A 16,837-nucleotide genomic window follows, 5' to 3' on the forward strand; every position below is an offset into this window, starting at 1 on the left:
CCTTTCTTCGCCATCAGCCTGAAACAGCGGCCGGGGTATGCGATGATGCCTGCATTCCCGCGGCCCAACCTGAAGAGGACACCCGATGGACCCCCGAAAGATTGACGACTCCATTTCCGTAGCCCCCCAGATTTCGGTAGACGACGTTGCCGAGGCCGCCCGTCTCGGCTTCCGAACCCTGGTGGCCAACCGACCTGATCACGAAGAACCCGGGCAACCGCCGATGTCAGAGCTGGAAGCCGCCGCGCGCAACCACGGCCTCAATTGGGTATACATGCCGGTCGAGTCCGGCAACATCACCGATCAGGACGTGGACCGCTTCGCCCCAATGATCCGTGACGCCGAGAAGCCCGTACTGGCCTTTTGTCGGTCAGGCACCCGCTGCACGGTTCTGTGGGCGCTGAGCGCGGCCCGCCACACCCCCGCCAACGAGATTTTCACCAAGGCTCGCGGCGCAGGGTATGATATCGCCGGTCTGGCGCCCCGCATGGCCCAACAGGCGTCCAGGCAGGACTGACATCCCAAGAGCCAACCACTGTCAGGATCAATAGAATGCGATACAAAGGTTCCGAGAACTTCAGCCACAACCAGCCCGCACGACTGGGGGTGCTGGTTACCAACCTGGGCACGCCGGATGCACCCACGACCTCTGCCCTGCGTAGGTATCTGGCTGAGTTTCTCTCGGATCCACGGGTGGTTGAGCTGCCCCGCCCGCTCTGGTGGTTGATTCTGCATGGTGTGATTCTGCGCATCAGGCCAAGGCGCAGCGCCCAGGCCTATGCCGGCGTATGGCAGCAGGACGGATCGCCGCTGCTTATTCACACCGCCAAACAGGCGGAAGGCATCAGGGAGGCTTTAAAGGCCAGGTACGGACCCGACGTGGTGGTGGGTTTTGCCATGCGCTATGGCAATCCATCCATACCACGGGTTCTGGATGAGATGCAGGAACAGGGTGTCCGGAAATTGCTGGTGCTGCCACTCTACCCCCAGTACTCGGCGTCCACCTCCGCTTCTACGTTCGATGCCATTGCAAAGGATTTCAGCAAGCGGCGCTGGCTGCCGGATTTCAGGTTTATCTCTCACTACCCGGACTACCCGCCTTACATTGAGGCCATGGCGCGCCACATCGAGGCGCACTGGGCCAACCACGGTCGCAACCAGAAGCTCGTATTTTCCTATCACGGGGTGCCGCTGAAATACCTGACCAAGGGCGATCCCTACCACTGTGAATGCCACAAGACCTCGCGGCTGCTGGCCGAACGCCTTGGTCTGGGACGGGACGATTACCTGACCACCTTTCAGTCCCGATTCGGCAAGGAAGAGTGGCTGAAACCCTACACCGACGAGACCCTCAAGGCGCTCCCCGGCCAGGGCACCAAGTCGATCGACGTGTTCTGCCCCGGGTTTTCCTCAGACTGTCTGGAAACGATCGAGGAGATCAACGAGGAAAATCGGGAGTACTTCATGGAAGCCGGCGGTGAAGCGTTCAGTTACATCACGGCCCTCAATGCCACACCTGGCCACATTGACGCTCTCGTGCAACTGATTGAGGAAAATCTTCAGGGCTGGCAGAAACCTGCTAACGAGCCGGAAGACCTGTCAGCGCGACAGCAACGTGCAGATGAGCAGAAAGGCCTGACGTATCCGGGCCGGGATCTTTGATTCCGGTTCGGCCGCCATATTTGGCCATCATCGACTATAGAATTTGGGAAATTCAGGAAATCTGGAGAGGAAGAAAGGAAAAATGGCGGTGGGCCAGGGATTCGAACCCCGGGAGGGCTACTAACCCTCGGCGGTTTTCAAGACCGCTGCATTCAGCCACTCTGCCAGCCCACCGTTTTTCCATTGCTGCCGTTGCGACAGCGGTGAGCATGATACCGGAATTGCCTGTGCTGTCAACGCTCTGCATAAAACCCGCCGTATTTTTAAACATTAACGGTTTTTAATGGAATCCGGGAACAAGTTTCCTGTCGTAAATGATTGAAAGTTGCGTATCTGACATTATGATGGGAATCAGTATCCAGTCGTTATAAACGGAGATGACAATGGAAGACAGACGATTCGGCGTTCAGAACTCACAGGGAGCCTATTCAACTCCCCAGACAGAACGCGCGACCACAGGTATCAGCGATGATGCCATGAAGGTGTTGCGTAACACCTACATGCTCCTCGGCATGACCCTGGCCTTTTCGGCACTTACCGCGTTCCTGAACATGAACGGTACCCATCCGGGCTTTCTGATCACCATTGTGGGATACATTGGCTTGCTGTTCGCCACCTACAAGCTGAAAAATAGCCCCTGGGGTATTGTGACCACCTTCGCGCTCACCGGCTTCATGGGCTATACCCTTGGGCCGATCATTGGCGCATTCGTGGCCGCTGGAGCTTCCCAGATCGTCGCTCAGGCGCTGACCCTCACAGCCGTGGCATTTGTGGGCCTGTCCGCCACCGCGATCATCACCAAAAAGGACTTCAGCTTCATGTCCAGCTTCCTGACCGCCGGCGCATTCGTGCTGATCGGCGCCATGGTGCTGGCCTTCATTATGGAGAGTTCGGCGCTGCATCTGGCTGTTTCCGCCGGCTTCACGATCTTTGCCTCAATCATGATCCTGTTTGAGACCAGTCAGATCATCAAGGGCGGCGAGCGCAATTACATCATCGCCACGGTGGGCCTCTATGTGTCCATCTATAACCTCTTTGTGAGTCTGCTGCACCTGCTCTCCGCCTTCAGCGGCGAAGACTGAGACAGGCTCAACAGTCCCTTATGCGAGCCCCGGCAGTTGCCGGGGCTTTTGCTTTAGGTACACTGAAAGCCTCGAACTCTGATCCACGCCCCAAACGCAAAGAACGGTAATCATGGCCGCCACTGATCGCGACTCCTTTACCCTGGTAATCACCGGTGCGCCTTACGCGTCACAGGCGCCCCAGACCGCCCTGGCCTTTGCCAGGGCCGCGCTGGAGGCAGGCCACCGCATAGACCGGGTTTTTCTGTATGGCGATGGCGTGCATCTGGCCTCGGCGCTCAGCACGCCTCCGTCCGACGAAACCCACTGGCCCCGGGAATGGGCCAGCTTCCTACAGACGCAGGAAATTCCGGGTATTGTTTGTATCGCTTCGGCGCTGCGCCGCGGCCTGGTGGATGAGTCGGAACAGCGGCGTTACGAACTGGCCTCCCACAACCTGCTTTCCCCGTTCCAGATTGCTGGCCTTGGGGAATGGGTTGAAGGGCGGATCAAATCCACGCGCACACTCTATTTCCACGGAGGGAACTGACCATGGCCACGCTGATCGTAATCGACCAGGCGCCCTACGGCAGCTGGGCAGGCAGGGAGGCGCTGGATATGACATTTTCACTGGCAGCCTTTGACCAGGAGGCCGCGTTGCTGTTCACCGGGCCTGGCGTGAACTGGCTCCGGAAGGCTCAGCAGGCATCAGAAATCGGCCAGAAGACCGTGGAAAAGAACCTGGCCGCGGCGCCGGTTTTCGGCATAGACGCGATCATGGCTGACCGCTCCGCCTGCGCTTCCTACGGCCTGAGTGAGGCGTCGATGATCCCGGGCGTCACTCTGGTGGAATCGGGCCCGGACCTTTTCCGTCAATACGATCACGCAGCGTTCGCAGGTTAAGCCATGGCAGAGTATTCAACCCTGCACATTCTCAACAAAGCCCCGGAGCATCCGCGTACCGGACACTGTCTGGCGGCGCTGGCGCCCGACGATGCCCTGCTCCTGATTGAAAACGCCACCCTTCTACTGGCCACCCAAAGCGCGCCGGCTACGTGCCAGCTGTTCGCATCGGCGCCGGATATTCAGGCCCGGGGGCTGCAGGCGGACACGGAACAGGTGAAGACGGTGGGTTACAGCGACATGGTATCGCTGTCACTGGCGGCGAAGCGGGTAATCAGCTGGTAGGCATTATGACGAACCGGACCCTACCACAACGCAACAATGAGGGCTTTCTTGAAGACGCGCACGCCTGGGATGAACGGGTGGCGAAACTCATTGCCGCTGAGGAAGGTCTTTCACTGAACGAAAAACACTGGGAAATCCTGCACTTTCTTAGGGATTTTTACAAAGAGCATGAGATGTCTCCGCCATCAAACCGGCTGTTCGTGAAGGCGGTCAAGGAAGCGCTGGGTGAAGACAGGGGCAACAGCATTTACCTGATGCAGCTGTTCCCGGGTACACCCGCAAAGACCGCTTGCAGGATTGCCGGGCTGCCGCGCCCCACTAACTGCCTGTAGACTCTCCCGCGTTCCGGGCGGCTTCGCGTCTGCTCCGCTCAAGGTCCGCCGCAGACCCGAGGAAACTGCTCAGTCCGTTCTCAAAGAGCCCTGAGCCGAACTTCAGGAACTGGCGCGTGGATTCCTTCACGGTGCCATCCCAGGCCGTTTCCGGCAGTTCCCTGAGGCTCTCGGCCACCCCTTTCTTTACTCCCCTTGATACCGCCGGCTCAACGGCCTGAGCGGCTTCAATCAAAGACTCCACCTTCTGGTCCAGGTAGGGCCTTACCACCAGGCGCCAGAAGCCCCAGAGCGTCAACAGAACAACGCCCGCCGTTGCCACTATCTGCAATATCAGCATCGCCCAGAAAGACATAATGCCTCCTACTAACGGAATGAATCAGCCAGCAACCCTACCCCCGATACCCCCAATCACAGGACTGACAAGGAGACGAACTGCAAAAGACCGGCCAGGGCGCCAAGAATGCCACCGACAATCATCAACTGGATTTCCTCCTCACGGAACGCCGGTCGAAGGATATCCTGGAACTCGTGAGGCTCGAGTGCCTTCATCTGACTGGCAAGAACAGAGGCCACCACCGGCGCACGCTCGCGGTTGAAGGCCGGGTCGCTGAACACGTCGCGGGTAGCCAGCACGGCCTTCTGGTTCATCACCTTTTTCAGCTCGGTGTAACCGGTCATTCCCACAGTCACTTGGGCCGTCAGCTTCATCACCACAGAATTATCGAGCAAGGGTCTGAGATGCTTCTGGATGATGGCCCTGGTGCGATCGCCGTGGTTGCCGTTGATCATGGCATCAGCAACTTTCTCGACGGTGATCAGCTCTTCGGCAACCAGCTTCGCCCAGATATCGCTGATCTCCGACTGCCGGCGCAGGAAAAGGCCCTGGAGTTTCCAGAACAGAATACGGCGCGGTTTGAGCGGAGCGAAAATAAGGTTAATCGCAATCCAGTTGGTGACGAAGCCCACGACAAAACCACCCACCGGCAACAACCACGGTTCGGGAAAACGGGTCCACAGCGGCACCAGCAATGCCCCGAGAAGGCCGCCGATCACCGCACCGCGGCGGATGACCGATTGCAGCTCTACGGCGCCTGCCTGCTTGAAAATACGGTTCATGATATCCGGATGCCGTTCCAGCTCCCGGCTGAGCAGAGCCTTCAGGTCGACGAGTTCGTTCAGATCATCGCCGAAGTCCTCCACCAGCTCCTCGACACGGGAGGGTAACTGCTCCCGCGCCCACTGGTAGATCCGGTTCCGGACGAAGAGCGGCAGATTGTCCCAAAGCACCGGCTGGATCTCGTACATCACCTCATCAATGTACTCGTCCATCCTTGGAGTTACCTGCGAAATAACCTGCTCAACGATGCGCTGGGGCTCCAACTGCTGGTACACCGCATTCAGATCCCCGAACTGCTGTAGTGTGCGATCGATGCAGATATGGGCCATTTTCTCGGCCTTGCGGGGAATGACGCCCTGCCAGCCGATCAATCCAACGCCAATGAACTGGACCGGATAGAACGACATCTGTATGGCCAGCCAGTTGGTGAGCCAACCAACCACAGCCGCCATGATGGGCACGGAAAGAAGTGCAGCGTCGAACAAGTTTGACCCCGGTCTGAAAATGAAATCGGTTCGGCCACTCAACGGCCAGCCAGGACAGACCGCATGGTAACCGTCTGCCGTTTCTGTTTATGTGACGCATGATGAAGTAATTGAAAAGTCACAACATTGGCCGTGCAGCCAGTATCGGGCGGGAATTGCGGCAGCTAGCGGTGAACGGTAACCGGGGGTAGGCGTCAGTATCGCGCCCTGTTCGGGCGCGATAAGCGAAGAGAAAGCGATTACTGGTAGTACGCGTTCTCGGTATAGGAGTGGTCGGTAACGTCCCGCACCGCAGTAATTTCCGGAACCCGCTCCTTGAGAGTGGACTCAACGCCCTGCTTGAGGGTAAGGCTGACCGCAGAACAGCCCTGGCAGCCGCCGCCGAAGCGCAGAACTGCAACGGACTCGTCAACGATTTCCACCAGGGACACGTCTCCGCCGTGCGCCGCCAGGTTGGGATTGATCTCGGAGGCCAGAACGTAATTGACCCGGTCCGGAAGCGGCGCATCGTCGTCGATCTTCGGCACCTTGGCGTTCGGGGCCTTGATGGTCAACTGACCGCCCATCTGATCCTTGGAGTAATCCACATAGGCTTCCTCCAGGAAGGGCACCGAGTTGTGATCCAGATACAGCGTGAACTTATCAAGGTCCAACTGTTCGTCCGTCGGTACCACCTCGTTGGGTGGACAGTAAGCCAGACAGGTTTCTGCGTGCTTGGTGCCGGGCTGGGTAACAAAGATACGTACGCCCATCCCCTCAACGTCCTGCTTTTCGATCAGTTGTGCGAGGTAGTCCCTCGCGGAATCTGTCACAGTAACCAGTGCCATGTTTCCAACCCGTTTGAAAGTTTCAATCCATTTTAAGTGAGTTCGCGGGAACATGAAAGACCAAGTAAAATAGTCGGGCTTTACCGGCGTAATGACTTTCCCCTACAAAAGCTCATCTCTGGAAAGCAATTGATAATCGTCATTCGTACTAAGACGGGCTTTGGCATTTTTGCTATGATCCCGCGCCTCTGACTTTGATAGATGCTCGATGAAGCGCCTTAACCGACACCCGGAAGTAAATCTATGACTGACCGTACCACCCGTCTCAACCAGCTCCACAAGGCCCTGCAGGAAAGAATCGTGATCCTGGATGGCGGCATGGGCACGATGATCCAGAATCTGAAGCTGGATGAGCAGGCGTTCCGGGGCGATCGGTTTGCGGATTATGACCGGGAGGTCCAGGGCAACAACGACCTGCTCAACCTCACCCAGCCCGCCCTGCTCCGCAACATTCACGCGGATTACCTGGATGCCGGCGCGGACATTATCGAGACCAACACCTTTAACTCCACCCGGCTGTCCCAGGCCGATTACGGGCTTGAAGTGATTGCCAAAGAGCTGAACGTGGCGGCGGCAGAGCTGGCTCGGCAGGTCGCGGACGAGTACACCGCCCGGAATCCGGCCAAACCACGGTTCGTTGCCGGCGCGGTCGGGCCCACGTCGCGAACCGCGTCTATCTCACCGGACGTTAACAACCCCGGCTACCGCAATGTCGATTTCCAGACCCTGGTCGACAACTATTACGAGGCGGTTGAAGGCCTGGTGGAAGGCGGCTGCGACCTGATCCTGATTGAAACCATTTTTGACACCCTCAACGCCAAGGCGGCGATCTACGCCACCCAGCAGTACTTCGAAGACAGCGGTACCGAGCTGCCGATCATGATCTCCGGCACCATTACCGATGCCTCTGGCCGTACCCTGTCTGGCCAGACCACCGAAGCCTTCTGGAACTCCGTCGCCCACGCCAAACCCATTTCCGTGGGCCTGAACTGCGCCCTGGGCGCCGACGCCCTGCGCCCCTACGTCGAAGAGCTGTCGAACAAGGCAGAAACCTACGTCAGTGCCCACCCCAACGCCGGCCTGCCCAACGAATTCGGCGAGTACGACCAGACGCCGGAGGAGATGGCCGAGATTATTGAGGGGTTTGCCCGGGACGGCTTCCTGAACATCATCGGTGGCTGCTGCGGTTCACGACCGGACCATATCGAAGCCATCGCAAAAGCCGTGGCCAAATATCCGCCCCGGAAAATCCCCGAGCGCCCCAAGGCCCTGCGTCTGTCTGGCCTTGAGCCATTCACCGGCGACGACAACGTGCTGTTCATCAACGTCGGTGAGCGCACCAACGTGACCGGCTCCAAGCGCTTCCTGCGGCTGATCAAGGAGGAGCAGTACGAGGAAGCCCTGAGCGTCGCCCGCGACCAGGTGGAAAATGGCGCCCAGATCATTGATATCAACATGGACGAGGGCATGCTGGAGTCCAAGGAAGTGATGGTCACCTTCCTGAACCTGGTTGCCTCGGAGCCGGACATCTCCAAAGTGCCCATCATGATCGATTCCTCCAAATGGGATGTGATCGAGGCCGGCCTGCGCTGCATCCAGGGCAAGGCCGTCGTCAACTCCATCAGTCTCAAGGAAGGCGAGGAAGAGTTCATCAAGCGCGCCCGCGACTGCATGCGCTACGGCGCCGCTGTGGTGGTCATGGCGTTTGACGAAAAGGGCCAGGCCGATACTTACGAACGCAAGACGGAAATTTGCAAGCGCTCCTATGATGTGCTGACCGGTATCGGCTTCAATCCGGCCGACATCATCTTCGACCCGAACATTTTTGCTATCGCCACCGGCATCGAGGAACACAACAACTACGCGGTGGACTTTATCAACGCCACCCGCTGGATCCGGGAGAACCTGCCCCACGCCTCCATCTCCGGCGGCGTAAGTAACGTGTCCTTCTCGTTCCGGGGCAACGACGTGGTCCGCGAGGCCATTCACTCCGTGTTCCTGTACCACGCCATCAAGGCTGGCATGAACATGGGCATTGTGAATCCCGGCCAGCTGGTGATCTACGACGAGATCGATCCGGAGCTGAAGGAACTGGTGGAGGACGTGGTCCTCAACCGTCGCGGCGATGCCACCGACCGCCTGCTGGAAATTGCCGAGCGGTACAAGGGCAAAGGCGGCAAAACCCAGGAAGAAGACCTCGCCTGGCGTGAATGGCCGGTCGAAAAGCGTCTCGAGCATGCGCTGGTAAAAGGCATCACCACCTACATTATCGAGGACACCGAGGCCTGCCGGCAGAACGCGGACCATCCGATTGAGGTAATCGAAGGGCCGCTGATGGACGGCATGAACGTGGTCGGCGACCTGTTCGGCGACGGCAAGATGTTCCTGCCCCAGGTGGTCAAGAGCGCCCGCGTCATGAAGCAGGCCGTGGCGCACCTTATCCCCTACATTGAAGCCGAGAAAAGTGAAGGCCAGCAGGCCAAGGGCAAGATCCTGATGGCCACGGTCAAGGGCGATGTCCACGACATTGGCAAGAACATCGTAGGCGTGGTTCTTCAGTGCAACAACTACGAAGTGATCGACCTGGGCGTAATGGTGCCCTGCGACAAGATCCTGAGCGCGGCAAAAGAGCACGACGTCGATCTGATTGGCCTGAGCGGCCTGATCACCCCGTCCCTGGACGAAATGGTGCACGTGGCCCGGGAGATGCAGCGGCTGGATTTCAAGATCCCGCTGATGATCGGTGGCGCCACCACCTCCAAGGCGCACACGGCGGTCAAGATCGAGCCCCAGTACAAGAACGACATTGCCCTGTACGTCTCCGACGCCTCGCGGTGCGTGAACGTGGCGTCGCAGCTGCTCAGCAGAACCGCCAAGCCCGACTTTGTCAGCGCGGCCCGCACCGAATACGACGAGATCCGGGAACGGCGCAAGAACCGGGGCGAGCGCACCAAGCTGGTGTCGCTGAAGGAAGCCCGTGAACGTGCCCCGGAGATAGCCTTTGAGGGTTACCAGCCTCCCAGGCCCGCCTTTACCGGGGTTCGGGTGTTCGAGGAGTACGACCTCGAGGAGCTGGTTGACTACATCGACTGGACGCCGTTCTTCCTGTCGTGGGACATTTCCGGAAAATACCCCGCCATCTTTGATGACCCCAAGCGCGGCGAGGCGGCCCGGAACCTGTTCGATGACGCCCAGAAGATCCTGAGACGAATGATTGACGAGAAGCGGGTCACCGCTCGCGGCGTCATCGGATTCTGGCCAGCCAACCGGCGTGGGGACGACATTGTGCTTTACACGGACGACAGCCGGAATGAGGAGCTCACCACCCTGCACCACCTGCGCCAGCAGGATGACAAGGCACCGGGCAAGCCGATGATGGCACTTTCGGACTTCGTGGCCCCGGAAGGCACCGACACCGTCGATTACGTGGGCGGTTTTGCGGTAACTACCGGCATTGGCGCCGAAGAGTTCTCCGTGGAATTCAAGGACGCCAACGATGACTACAACGCCATCATGGTAAAAGCCCTTGCCGACCGTCTGGCGGAAGCTTTCGCCGAGCGCATGCACGAGCGGGTCCGCAAGGAGTTTTGGGGTTACGCCAACGAAGAGCAGCTTGCAAACGAGGATCTGATCAAGGAACGCTACCGTGGCATCCGGCCGGCGCCAGGCTATCCGGCCTGCCCGGACCACACCGAGAAAGCTACACTCTTCGACCTCCTGCAGGCCACGGACAACGCCGGCATCGAGTTGACCGAGCATTTCGCGATGTTCCCCGCCGCCGCCGTGTCCGGCTGGTATTTTGCCCATCCGGACTCGAAGTATTTCGCAGTCGGCAAGATTGGCGCAGACCAGGTTGAGGACTATGCTGAACGCAAAGGCGTCTCAAAGGCCGATGCCGAGCGCTGGCTGGCTCCCAGCCTGGCTTACGATCCAGCTGAATATTAGGGTCACATCGGGAAACCAGAACGAGGAACGGGTTATGTCAGAATCCACCGGAACAGACAAACAGCGCAATGCGAAACGTCGGGGGCCGGGGGTTCTGAAGGTTATGCAGAGCATTCTTGCCGGCGCTTTCGGTGTGCAATCCGACAAGCGCCGGGAGGAAGACTTCTCAAGCCACAGCCCATGGCCCTACATCATTGCGGGCATACTGTTTACCGCAAGCTTCGTGGTCGGGCTGATCGTTATCGTGAAACTGGTGCTGGCCAGTCAGTAACCCTACTGGCCGGACACCCACACCACAGCAAATGCAACGACGAGCATAACCAGTAGAACCGCGGCAACCGCATCTACCTGACTGTCCGGGCGAGTTGATTTGTTCATATCAGTTTCCTCTTTCCGAGTTTGTTCTCTGGAAGGCCTTCCGTTACCTTCAAGTTAAGCAGTTAATTGATATTCGTCCAGTCCATTGTTCCGCCTGCTTATCGCCTGAATCGATAACTATATTTTGAAATAATCATTTTAAGAATAAAAAGCCGCTGTTATCCTTCCCGGCAGATATAAGGCACCAGCCTGAATATGACGCGTTAAATCAGGATTCCCCCACTATGTACGTATACGATGAACACGATCGGCAAATGGCTGCCGAGAGGGTTGCACAGTTTCGTGACCAGACCGAACGGGCTCTGGCTGGCGAGCTTGCCGAAGATGAGTTTCTTCCCCTTCGTCTGCAGAACGGCCTGTACGTTCAACGTTTGGCACCGATGCTCCGGATCTGTGTTCCCTACGGCATGTTGCGCTCCGATCAACTGCGCAGGCTTGCCCGGATCACCCGGGACTACGACAAAGGCTACGCCCACTTCACCACCCGCCAGAACGTACAGCTGAACTGGCCGGCGCTGGAAGATGTGCCCGACATCCTGGCGGAACTGGCGGAAGTGGAGATGCACGCCAACCAGACCAGCGGTAACTGCATTCGCAACACCACCACAGACCAGTTTTCCGGGGTGCAATCCGACGAGATTGCCGATCCCCGGCCCTACTGCGAGATTATCCGCCAGTGGTCCACGTTCCACCCGGAATTCGCGTTTTTGCCCCGCAAGTTCAAAGTCGCGGTGAATGCCTCCGAGCACTCGGATCGAGCGGCCATCCAGGTTCACGACATTGGCCTGCAGATGGTGCGCAACGACGCCGGCGAGCTGGGCTTCCGCGTTCACGTGGGCGGCGGCCTTGGTCGTACGCCCATGGTAGGGCCGGTCATCCGCGAATTCTTGCCCGAGCTGGACTTGCTCACTTATCTGGAAGCGGTACTGCGCGTCTACAACCGCTACGGTCGCCGTGACAACAAGTTCAAGGCGCGGATCAAGATTCTGGTGAAAGCGCTGACACCCGAAGGCTTTGCTGAAAAGGTGGAGGCCGAGTGGCAGCACATCAAGGATTCCCCTACCCGTCTGACCCGGGAAGCCATTGAGCGTATCCAGGCCTACTTTACAGAACCTGACTATGCCAGCCTGGAGAACGCCACTGACGTTCTGGCACGGCAGCGTTTTGAGAATCGCGAGTTTGATCAGTGGCTTGCCCACAACGTGGATACTCATAAAAAGCCCGGTTACGCCATTGTCACGCTGACCATGAAGAAAACCGGTACCCCTCCGGGCGATGTTACCGATCGTCAGCTCGAGCAGATTGCCGACCTGGCGGATGAGTACAGCTTTGGTGAGGTGCGGGTAACCCATCAGCAGAATGTGGTACTGGCGGACGTTCGCCAGGATCGTCTGCTGGAGCTCTGGCAGGCCATTACCCCCATGGGTTTCGGGACCGCCAACCTGAACACCCTGACCGACGTGATCTGCTGCCCCGGTGGCGACTACTGCGCCCTGGCCAACGCCAAGTCCATTCCGGTGGCCGAAGCCATCCAGCGCAAGTTCGACGACCTGGATTACCTGTACGACCTGGGCAACATCGACCTGAACATTTCCGGCTGCATGAATGCCTGTGGTCACCACCATGTGGGCAACATCGGTGTGCTTGGCGTGGACAAGAAAGGTGAGGAGTTCTACCAGATCAGCCTGGGCGGCTCCTCCCACCACGATGCTGCCATCGGCAAGATCCTCGGGCCCTCGTTTGCCCGGGAAGAAATGCCCGAGGTCATTGCCAAGATCATTGATGTGTATGTGGACAAGCGCACCGAAGAGGAAACCTTCCTCGATACTTACCGGCGCGTTGGAATTGATCCTTTCAAGGAGCGGGTTTATGCCTAACGTTATCGCTGCGGATGGGACCATCCGCCAGGACAACTGGGTGGTGGTACCACGCCCCGCCGAGGGCGAATCCCTGGATATTCCCTCCGATCAGCCTGCCCTGATTCCGGCGGATCTCTGGCTGGCCGGCTACGAGCACTTCACGGGCCGTCAGGATATCGGCGTGTGGTTCGACAGCCACGACGAGCCGGAGATTCTCGAGGGCCGCGTCAATGAGCTGCCGGTGATTGCGGTGAACTTCCCGAAGTTCAGCGATGGCCGCGGGTACAGCATTGGTCGTCTGTTGCGTGAGAGGTTTGGCTATGTGAATGAGCTGAGGGCCATCGGAGATGTGCTGCTGGATCAGCTCCAGTTCATGAAACGCTGCGGCTTTGACGCCTATGTGCTGCGCCCCGATAAGGACATTAGCAAAGCCCAGCGGTGCCTGAACTTCTTTAGCCAGGGCTATCAGGCAGCAACCGATACCGACATTCCGCTGTTTCGGCGTAGGGCCTCCTGAGTCCTGTTGGAAGGAACGAGAAAAGGGACGTAACAACGTCCCTTTTTTTTATGCCCCGAACTGTTGCTGTACCCGGTTATTTCGCGTGATCAAGCACAATCTTCCCGGAAGATTCACCTCTCAGAAACGCTTTCAGTGCCTCATCCAGGTCTTTCCGACCGATATCCCGGGCTGAAGCTTCGGTTTTCGGGCACGCCCACTCACCGGCGAATTTTTTCCAGACTGCTTCTTTTTCCGCCAGTGGAATCTCCACAGAATCAACGCCCAGCAGGTTTACCCCTCGCAGAATGAACGGCAACACCGTGGTTTGAAGACCCGGGCCGGCCACGAGGCCACAGCAGGACACCGAGCCTCCCGGCTGGATCTGTTTGAGCAGTTCGGCCAGCGGAGCACCGCCCACGGTATCCACGGCATTGGCAAAGGCCGGCTTTACCAGGGGTTTCTTTTCCTCCGCCAGCGTGTCGCGGCCAAGCACTTCCTTCGCACCCAGATCCTTGAGGCCGTCAGCATGGTCGGCCTTGCCACTGATGGCCACAACGTCAAAGCCCAGTTTCGCCAGCAGCTCCACCGCCACGGTGCCAACCGCACCTGACGCACCGGTCACCGCGACCCTGCCCTGTTCCGGCTTCGCGCCCATAGTCAGGAGTTTCTGCACGCACAGACCCGCCGTTAGGCCGGCGGTGCCGTAGATCATGGCGGTCCGTGCAGTCCAACCCGACGGCATGGGTACGCACCAGGCGGCCGGAACCCGGATGTATTCGCCAAAGCCCCCGGCGGTGTTCATGCCCAGATCGTAGCCGGTAACAATAACGGGAGTGCCCACGACAGGTTTTCCGGTGGCGGACTCGACCACCTCACCCGCGGCATCAATACCGGGGGTATGGGGAAAAGAGCGCGTTACCCCCTTGTTACCGGATGCCGACAGGGCATCCTTGTAGTTCAATGAGGAATGGCTGACCCGAACGAGAACCTCCCCCGCTGGAAGATCGGCTGTGCTCAGGGTCTGTTCACTGCCGACATACTCGCCATTCTGTTCTTCCACCCGCCAGGCTTTGAATTCGGTGTTGGTTGTCATTGTGCTTCCCCGTTGTCGTTGGACTACTGGAATTTCTGGTTCCGGAACACGCCCAGAACTTTCCAGACGGTGTGTTCGAGCGCCGCACTGGTGGCCAGCCCGAGCTTTTCCGGGAGCGTGCGTTTGCGCTGGTAGCTCACCGAGACTACGTCTGCCCGGTCGCAGGCTTCAATCAGATATTCGTCGGATGTCTTGATCTCGTCGATCAGTTTCACATCCAGCGCCCGTTTCCCGAACCAGATGTCGCCATTGGCAACCGCGGCGATGTCGAGGTCCGGCCGACGCTCACTGACGTACTCCTTGAACAGGCCGTGGGTGTCCTCAAGATCTTCCAGAAACTTCTGGCGACCTTTGTCGGTATTCTCTCCAAAGATGGTGAGCGTGCGCTTGTGCTCCCCGGCGGTGAGCACCTCGAAATCGACGTCGTTCTTTTTCAGGAACCGGTGAAAATTCGGCAACTGGGCGACCACGCCAATGGAACCCAGGATGGCGAACGGAGACGCGACAATCCGGTCGGCCACGCAGGCCATCATGTAGCCACCGCTGGCCGCAACCTTGTCGACACAGGCGGTCAGTCGAACGCCCTTGCTCCGAATGCGGTCCAGCTGCGCTGCCGCCAAACCGTAGGAGTGAACAAGTCCACCGCCACTTTCCAGACGGATAACCACTTCGTCCCTTTCCGGATCGGCAACGCTGAGCACGGCGGTAATCGCCCGACGCAGCGGATCGGTGTCGCTGGCTTTGATATCGCCATCGAAGTCGAGCACAAAGACGCGTCCACGGTCTGAGTCCTCATCCGACGCTTCTTTTTTCTTTTTGCTCGCCTTCTTTTCCAGCTTTTCCTTCTTCTTACGGGCCTTCTCGAACACCTTGCGCTGCTGATCCGACATCAGCCTGGCCTCGATGGCCTCCCGCAACTTCCGGTATTTCTCGTTCAATTTCCGGATCTTGAGTTCGCCCTCTCCGTCTTGATCGCCGCGATCCTTCTGGGCGGCCGATACAACCACCGAGATCACCACCACAGCCGCTATCACGAAGGTGACGATCTTGGCCAGGAACAAACCGTATTCTGTGAGGAACTCCAAGGTGTTTCTCCATCTGTGTGTGCTTAAGCGTAAAGTGTAACTTACCGAAATTACGGTGATAAGCAGAGCAAAAAAATTAAAACAAGCGTTCGATCGACCTTGACAGGGCCGACCACTCACCATAAAGTCGGATTGCGAGGTCGGCTGTGCCCGGGAACCCCTGAGGCCGCGGGGGACAACCCAGCCGTCGTGATCATGAATAGACAACCATCAAAAGGGTAAAACCATGTCTGTAGCTCAGGTATTTGAACAGCTCGAACAGAATTTCAACGCAGACGCAGCACAAGGCCTGGACCTGGTATTCCAGTTCGACATCGAGGACGACAAAACCTATCACCTGGTCATCAACGACGGCACCTGCAAACTGCACGAAGGCGCCCATGACGACCCTTCCGTTACCCTGATCATGAGCTCCGAAACCCTTCAGGGCATCGTTTCAGGCGAAACCGACGGCATGCAGGCATTCATGGCGGGCCAACTGCGCGCCGAGGGCGATATGATGCTGGCAACCAAGCTGGGTGAACTGTTCAAGATGGGCTGATGCCCGCCTCAACAGACATCTGGAAAAGCCTGCGCTTTCGCGCAGGTTTTTTTATGTCTGGAGGTTTATCGGGATAGAGTCAGATGGGCAACCCGCTGGTTGCCTGGCCGGCGCTACTGGTCCCAGAGCTGAACCGCCGCTCGAGCCTGCTCATTTACCGGCACTGCTACCAGCCCAGAGGCTGACAAGCGCACATCGAACATGGCCCCGTCGCGCATTGGCATGAAGGTAGCGTTGCCATAAACGCCCTCCACAAACGGAAGATTGAATTGCCGGTCCAGTTCCCAGAGATCCGGCCAGGTGGCGTCGGATAGCCCGATGACTGTACGGGGCGCGGAACGCTCCTGCTCAAGAGAGGTATACCGACCTCCGAGCCGCTCGAGACGGTATCCCGGAGCAACACCAAGCCAGCGAATGGGTCCGGCAAACCGGATGATTCTGGCATCAATCTGCCATTGATCACCCCGCAGGGTTCGCACGGTTGAGGTTCCATCAGCGGTTTCCAGGGTAACCCGCCAGATTTGCTCACCTTCCTGGCTCGTAGAAATGGTCGCGACGGTCTTCATTCCCTCGAGGGACTGGTACGCGGAGAGGTTGACGGCGATCGCGAGCGCGTACAGGCCAAAGACAATAACGCCGAACACCGCCATGCCCTTGAGCCATCCAAGGAGCCAGCGCGGGCGAAGGAAAAACAGCAAACCTGCGATCACCATTACCGCGCCAAGGGCGCCAATTACCATGGTGGCGAGGTCGTGAGACATG

At 58.4% G+C, this 16,837-nt stretch carries 18 protein-coding genes and 1 tRNA gene; 12 read left to right on the plus strand and 7 right to left on the minus strand.

Going from position 1 to position 16,837, the window contains the following annotated elements; genetic code table 11:
* The first annotated feature begins 85 nt into the window (after window positions 1-85).
* Both BM344_RS02015 and hemH read left to right on the plus strand, forming a co-directional pair.
* The gene (locus BM344_RS02015; RefSeq protein ID WP_091985409.1) at window positions 86-517 is read left to right on the plus strand and encodes a TIGR01244 family sulfur transferase; all 432 of its coding nucleotides are present in this window, start codon (window positions 86-88) and stop codon (window positions 515-517) included.
* A gap of 35 nt (window positions 518-552) precedes the next feature.
* Complete coding sequence (gene hemH, locus BM344_RS02020) at window positions 553-1,662, plus strand: ferrochelatase (protein ID WP_091985411.1); 1,110 nt, start codon at window positions 553-555, stop codon at window positions 1,660-1,662.
* A gap of 83 nt (window positions 1,663-1,745) precedes the next feature.
* Here the strand turns inward: hemH and BM344_RS02025 are convergent.
* A tRNA-Ser gene (locus BM344_RS02025) sits at window positions 1,746-1,836 on the minus strand.
* Between the two features lie 209 nt (window positions 1,837-2,045).
* On the opposite strand from BM344_RS02025, the gene BM344_RS02030 reads away from it, so the two are divergent.
* The 5 genes from BM344_RS02030 to BM344_RS02050 all read left to right on the plus strand — a co-directional run bounded on the left by BM344_RS02030 (window position 2,046) and on the right by BM344_RS02050 (window position 4,243).
* A complete protein-coding gene (locus BM344_RS02030; protein WP_091985414.1) occupies window positions 2,046-2,744 on the plus strand; it encodes a Bax inhibitor-1/YccA family protein in 699 nt (232 codons plus the stop codon).
* A 112-nt stretch (window positions 2,745-2,856) separates the two neighbouring features.
* Window positions 2,857-3,273, plus strand: coding sequence for a sulfurtransferase complex subunit TusD (gene tusD / locus BM344_RS02035; RefSeq protein ID WP_091985416.1), 417 nt, complete (start codon window positions 2,857-2,859; stop codon window positions 3,271-3,273).
* Window positions 3,274-3,275: 2 nt separating this feature from the next.
* Window positions 3,276-3,626 (plus strand): DsrE family protein, encoded by a 351-nt coding sequence (locus tag BM344_RS02040; RefSeq protein WP_091985419.1) that lies wholly within the window; start codon window positions 3,276-3,278, stop codon window positions 3,624-3,626.
* Between the two features lie 3 nt (window positions 3,627-3,629).
* On the plus strand, window positions 3,630-3,911 hold the full coding sequence (gene tusB / locus BM344_RS02045; RefSeq protein ID WP_091985421.1) for a sulfurtransferase complex subunit TusB: 282 nt from the start codon (window positions 3,630-3,632) through the stop codon (window positions 3,909-3,911).
* A 5-nt stretch (window positions 3,912-3,916) separates the two neighbouring features.
* Complete coding sequence (locus BM344_RS02050; protein ID WP_091985424.1) at window positions 3,917-4,243, plus strand: TusE/DsrC/DsvC family sulfur relay protein; 327 nt, start codon at window positions 3,917-3,919, stop codon at window positions 4,241-4,243.
* Here the strand turns inward: BM344_RS02050 and BM344_RS02055 are convergent.
* The 3 genes from BM344_RS02055 to nfuA form a co-directional block, all read right to left on the minus strand.
* Window positions 4,230-4,598, minus strand: coding sequence for a hypothetical protein (locus tag BM344_RS02055; RefSeq protein ID WP_091985427.1), 369 nt, complete (start codon window positions 4,596-4,598; stop codon window positions 4,230-4,232). The genes BM344_RS02050 and BM344_RS02055 overlap by 14 nt on opposite strands.
* A gap of 56 nt (window positions 4,599-4,654) precedes the next feature.
* Entirely contained in the window at window positions 4,655-5,848 is a 1,194-nt protein-coding gene (locus tag BM344_RS02060; RefSeq protein WP_208603367.1) for a DUF445 domain-containing protein, read from the minus strand.
* Window positions 5,849-6,087: 239 nt separating this feature from the next.
* Window positions 6,088-6,675, minus strand: a complete 588-nt coding sequence (gene nfuA, locus BM344_RS02065; protein WP_091985430.1) for a Fe-S biogenesis protein NfuA — start codon at window positions 6,673-6,675, stop codon at window positions 6,088-6,090.
* Window positions 6,676-6,918: 243 nt separating this feature from the next.
* On the opposite strand from nfuA, the gene metH reads away from it, so the two are divergent.
* The 4 genes from metH (at window position 6,919) to BM344_RS02085 (ending at window position 13,374) form a co-directional block, all read left to right on the plus strand.
* Window positions 6,919-10,620, plus strand: a complete 3,702-nt coding sequence (gene metH, locus BM344_RS02070; protein WP_091985432.1) for a methionine synthase — start codon at window positions 6,919-6,921, stop codon at window positions 10,618-10,620.
* Window positions 10,621-10,654: 34 nt separating this feature from the next.
* Complete coding sequence (locus tag BM344_RS02075; protein ID WP_091985435.1) at window positions 10,655-10,891, plus strand: DUF2970 domain-containing protein; 237 nt, start codon at window positions 10,655-10,657, stop codon at window positions 10,889-10,891.
* 331 nt (window positions 10,892-11,222) lie between these two features.
* Window positions 11,223-12,875 (plus strand): nitrite/sulfite reductase, encoded by a 1,653-nt coding sequence (locus tag BM344_RS02080; protein ID WP_091985438.1) that lies wholly within the window; start codon window positions 11,223-11,225, stop codon window positions 12,873-12,875.
* A complete protein-coding gene (locus BM344_RS02085) occupies window positions 12,868-13,374 on the plus strand; it encodes a DUF934 domain-containing protein (protein ID WP_091985440.1) in 507 nt (168 codons plus the stop codon). The genes BM344_RS02080 and BM344_RS02085 overlap by 8 nt, the downstream gene beginning before the upstream one ends.
* Window positions 13,375-13,450: 76 nt before the next feature.
* Here BM344_RS02085 and BM344_RS02090 read toward each other — a convergent pair whose 3' ends face one another.
* A complete protein-coding gene (locus BM344_RS02090; protein ID WP_091985443.1) occupies window positions 13,451-14,449 on the minus strand; it encodes a YhdH/YhfP family quinone oxidoreductase in 999 nt (332 codons plus the stop codon).
* Window positions 14,450-14,472: 23 nt separating this feature from the next.
* The gene (gene sohB / locus BM344_RS02095; protein ID WP_091985445.1) at window positions 14,473-15,534 is read right to left on the minus strand and encodes a protease SohB; all 1,062 of its coding nucleotides are present in this window, start codon (window positions 15,532-15,534) and stop codon (window positions 14,473-14,475) included.
* 226 nt (window positions 15,535-15,760) lie between these two features.
* On the opposite strand from sohB, the gene BM344_RS02100 reads away from it, so the two are divergent.
* Window positions 15,761-16,075, plus strand: coding sequence for an SCP2 sterol-binding domain-containing protein (locus tag BM344_RS02100; RefSeq protein ID WP_091985448.1), 315 nt, complete (start codon window positions 15,761-15,763; stop codon window positions 16,073-16,075).
* A 113-nt stretch (window positions 16,076-16,188) separates the two neighbouring features.
* Here the strand turns inward: BM344_RS02100 and BM344_RS02105 are convergent, their stop codons facing one another.
* A complete protein-coding gene (locus tag BM344_RS02105; protein WP_091985449.1) occupies window positions 16,189-16,836 on the minus strand; it encodes a multidrug transporter in 648 nt (215 codons plus the stop codon).
* Window position 16,837 lies beyond the last annotated feature (1 nt).

The sequence above is a fragment of the Marinobacter gudaonensis genome (assembly GCF_900115175.1).
Classification (GTDB): domain Bacteria; phylum Pseudomonadota; class Gammaproteobacteria; order Pseudomonadales; family Oleiphilaceae; genus Marinobacter; species Marinobacter gudaonensis.

Bases quoted from the DNA above. Each gene is read 5' to 3' on its own strand.
- BM344_RS02015 (WP_091985409.1), top strand. From the start codon at position 86: ATGGACCCCCGAAAGATTGACGACTCCATTTCCGTAGCCCCCCAGATT.
- hemH (WP_091985411.1), top strand. From the start codon at position 553: ATGCGATACAAAGGTTCCGAGAACTTCAGCCACAACCAGCCCGCACGA.
- BM344_RS02030 (WP_091985414.1), top strand. From the start codon at position 2,046: ATGGAAGACAGACGATTCGGCGTTCAGAACTCACAGGGAGCCTATTCA.
- tusD (WP_091985416.1), top strand. From the start codon at position 2,857: ATGGCCGCCACTGATCGCGACTCCTTTACCCTGGTAATCACCGGTGCG.
- BM344_RS02040 (WP_091985419.1), top strand. From the start codon at position 3,276: ATGGCCACGCTGATCGTAATCGACCAGGCGCCCTACGGCAGCTGGGCA.
- tusB (WP_091985421.1), top strand. From the start codon at position 3,630: ATGGCAGAGTATTCAACCCTGCACATTCTCAACAAAGCCCCGGAGCAT.
- BM344_RS02050 (WP_091985424.1), top strand. From the start codon at position 3,917: ATGACGAACCGGACCCTACCACAACGCAACAATGAGGGCTTTCTTGAA.
- BM344_RS02055 (WP_091985427.1), bottom strand. From the start codon at position 4,598: ATGTCTTTCTGGGCGATGCTGATATTGCAGATAGTGGCAACGGCGGGC.
- nfuA (WP_091985430.1), bottom strand. From the start codon at position 6,675: ATGGCACTGGTTACTGTGACAGATTCCGCGAGGGACTACCTCGCACAA.
- metH (WP_091985432.1), top strand. From the start codon at position 6,919: ATGACTGACCGTACCACCCGTCTCAACCAGCTCCACAAGGCCCTGCAG.
- BM344_RS02075 (WP_091985435.1), top strand. From the start codon at position 10,655: ATGTCAGAATCCACCGGAACAGACAAACAGCGCAATGCGAAACGTCGG.
- BM344_RS02080 (WP_091985438.1), top strand. From the start codon at position 11,223: ATGTACGTATACGATGAACACGATCGGCAAATGGCTGCCGAGAGGGTT.
- BM344_RS02085 (WP_091985440.1), top strand. From the start codon at position 12,868: ATGCCTAACGTTATCGCTGCGGATGGGACCATCCGCCAGGACAACTGG.
- BM344_RS02090 (WP_091985443.1), bottom strand. From the start codon at position 14,449: ATGACAACCAACACCGAATTCAAAGCCTGGCGGGTGGAAGAACAGAAT.
- BM344_RS02100 (WP_091985448.1), top strand. From the start codon at position 15,761: ATGTCTGTAGCTCAGGTATTTGAACAGCTCGAACAGAATTTCAACGCA.
- BM344_RS02105 (WP_091985449.1), bottom strand. From the start codon at position 16,836: ATGTCTCACGACCTCGCCACCATGGTAATTGGCGCCCTTGGCGCGGTA.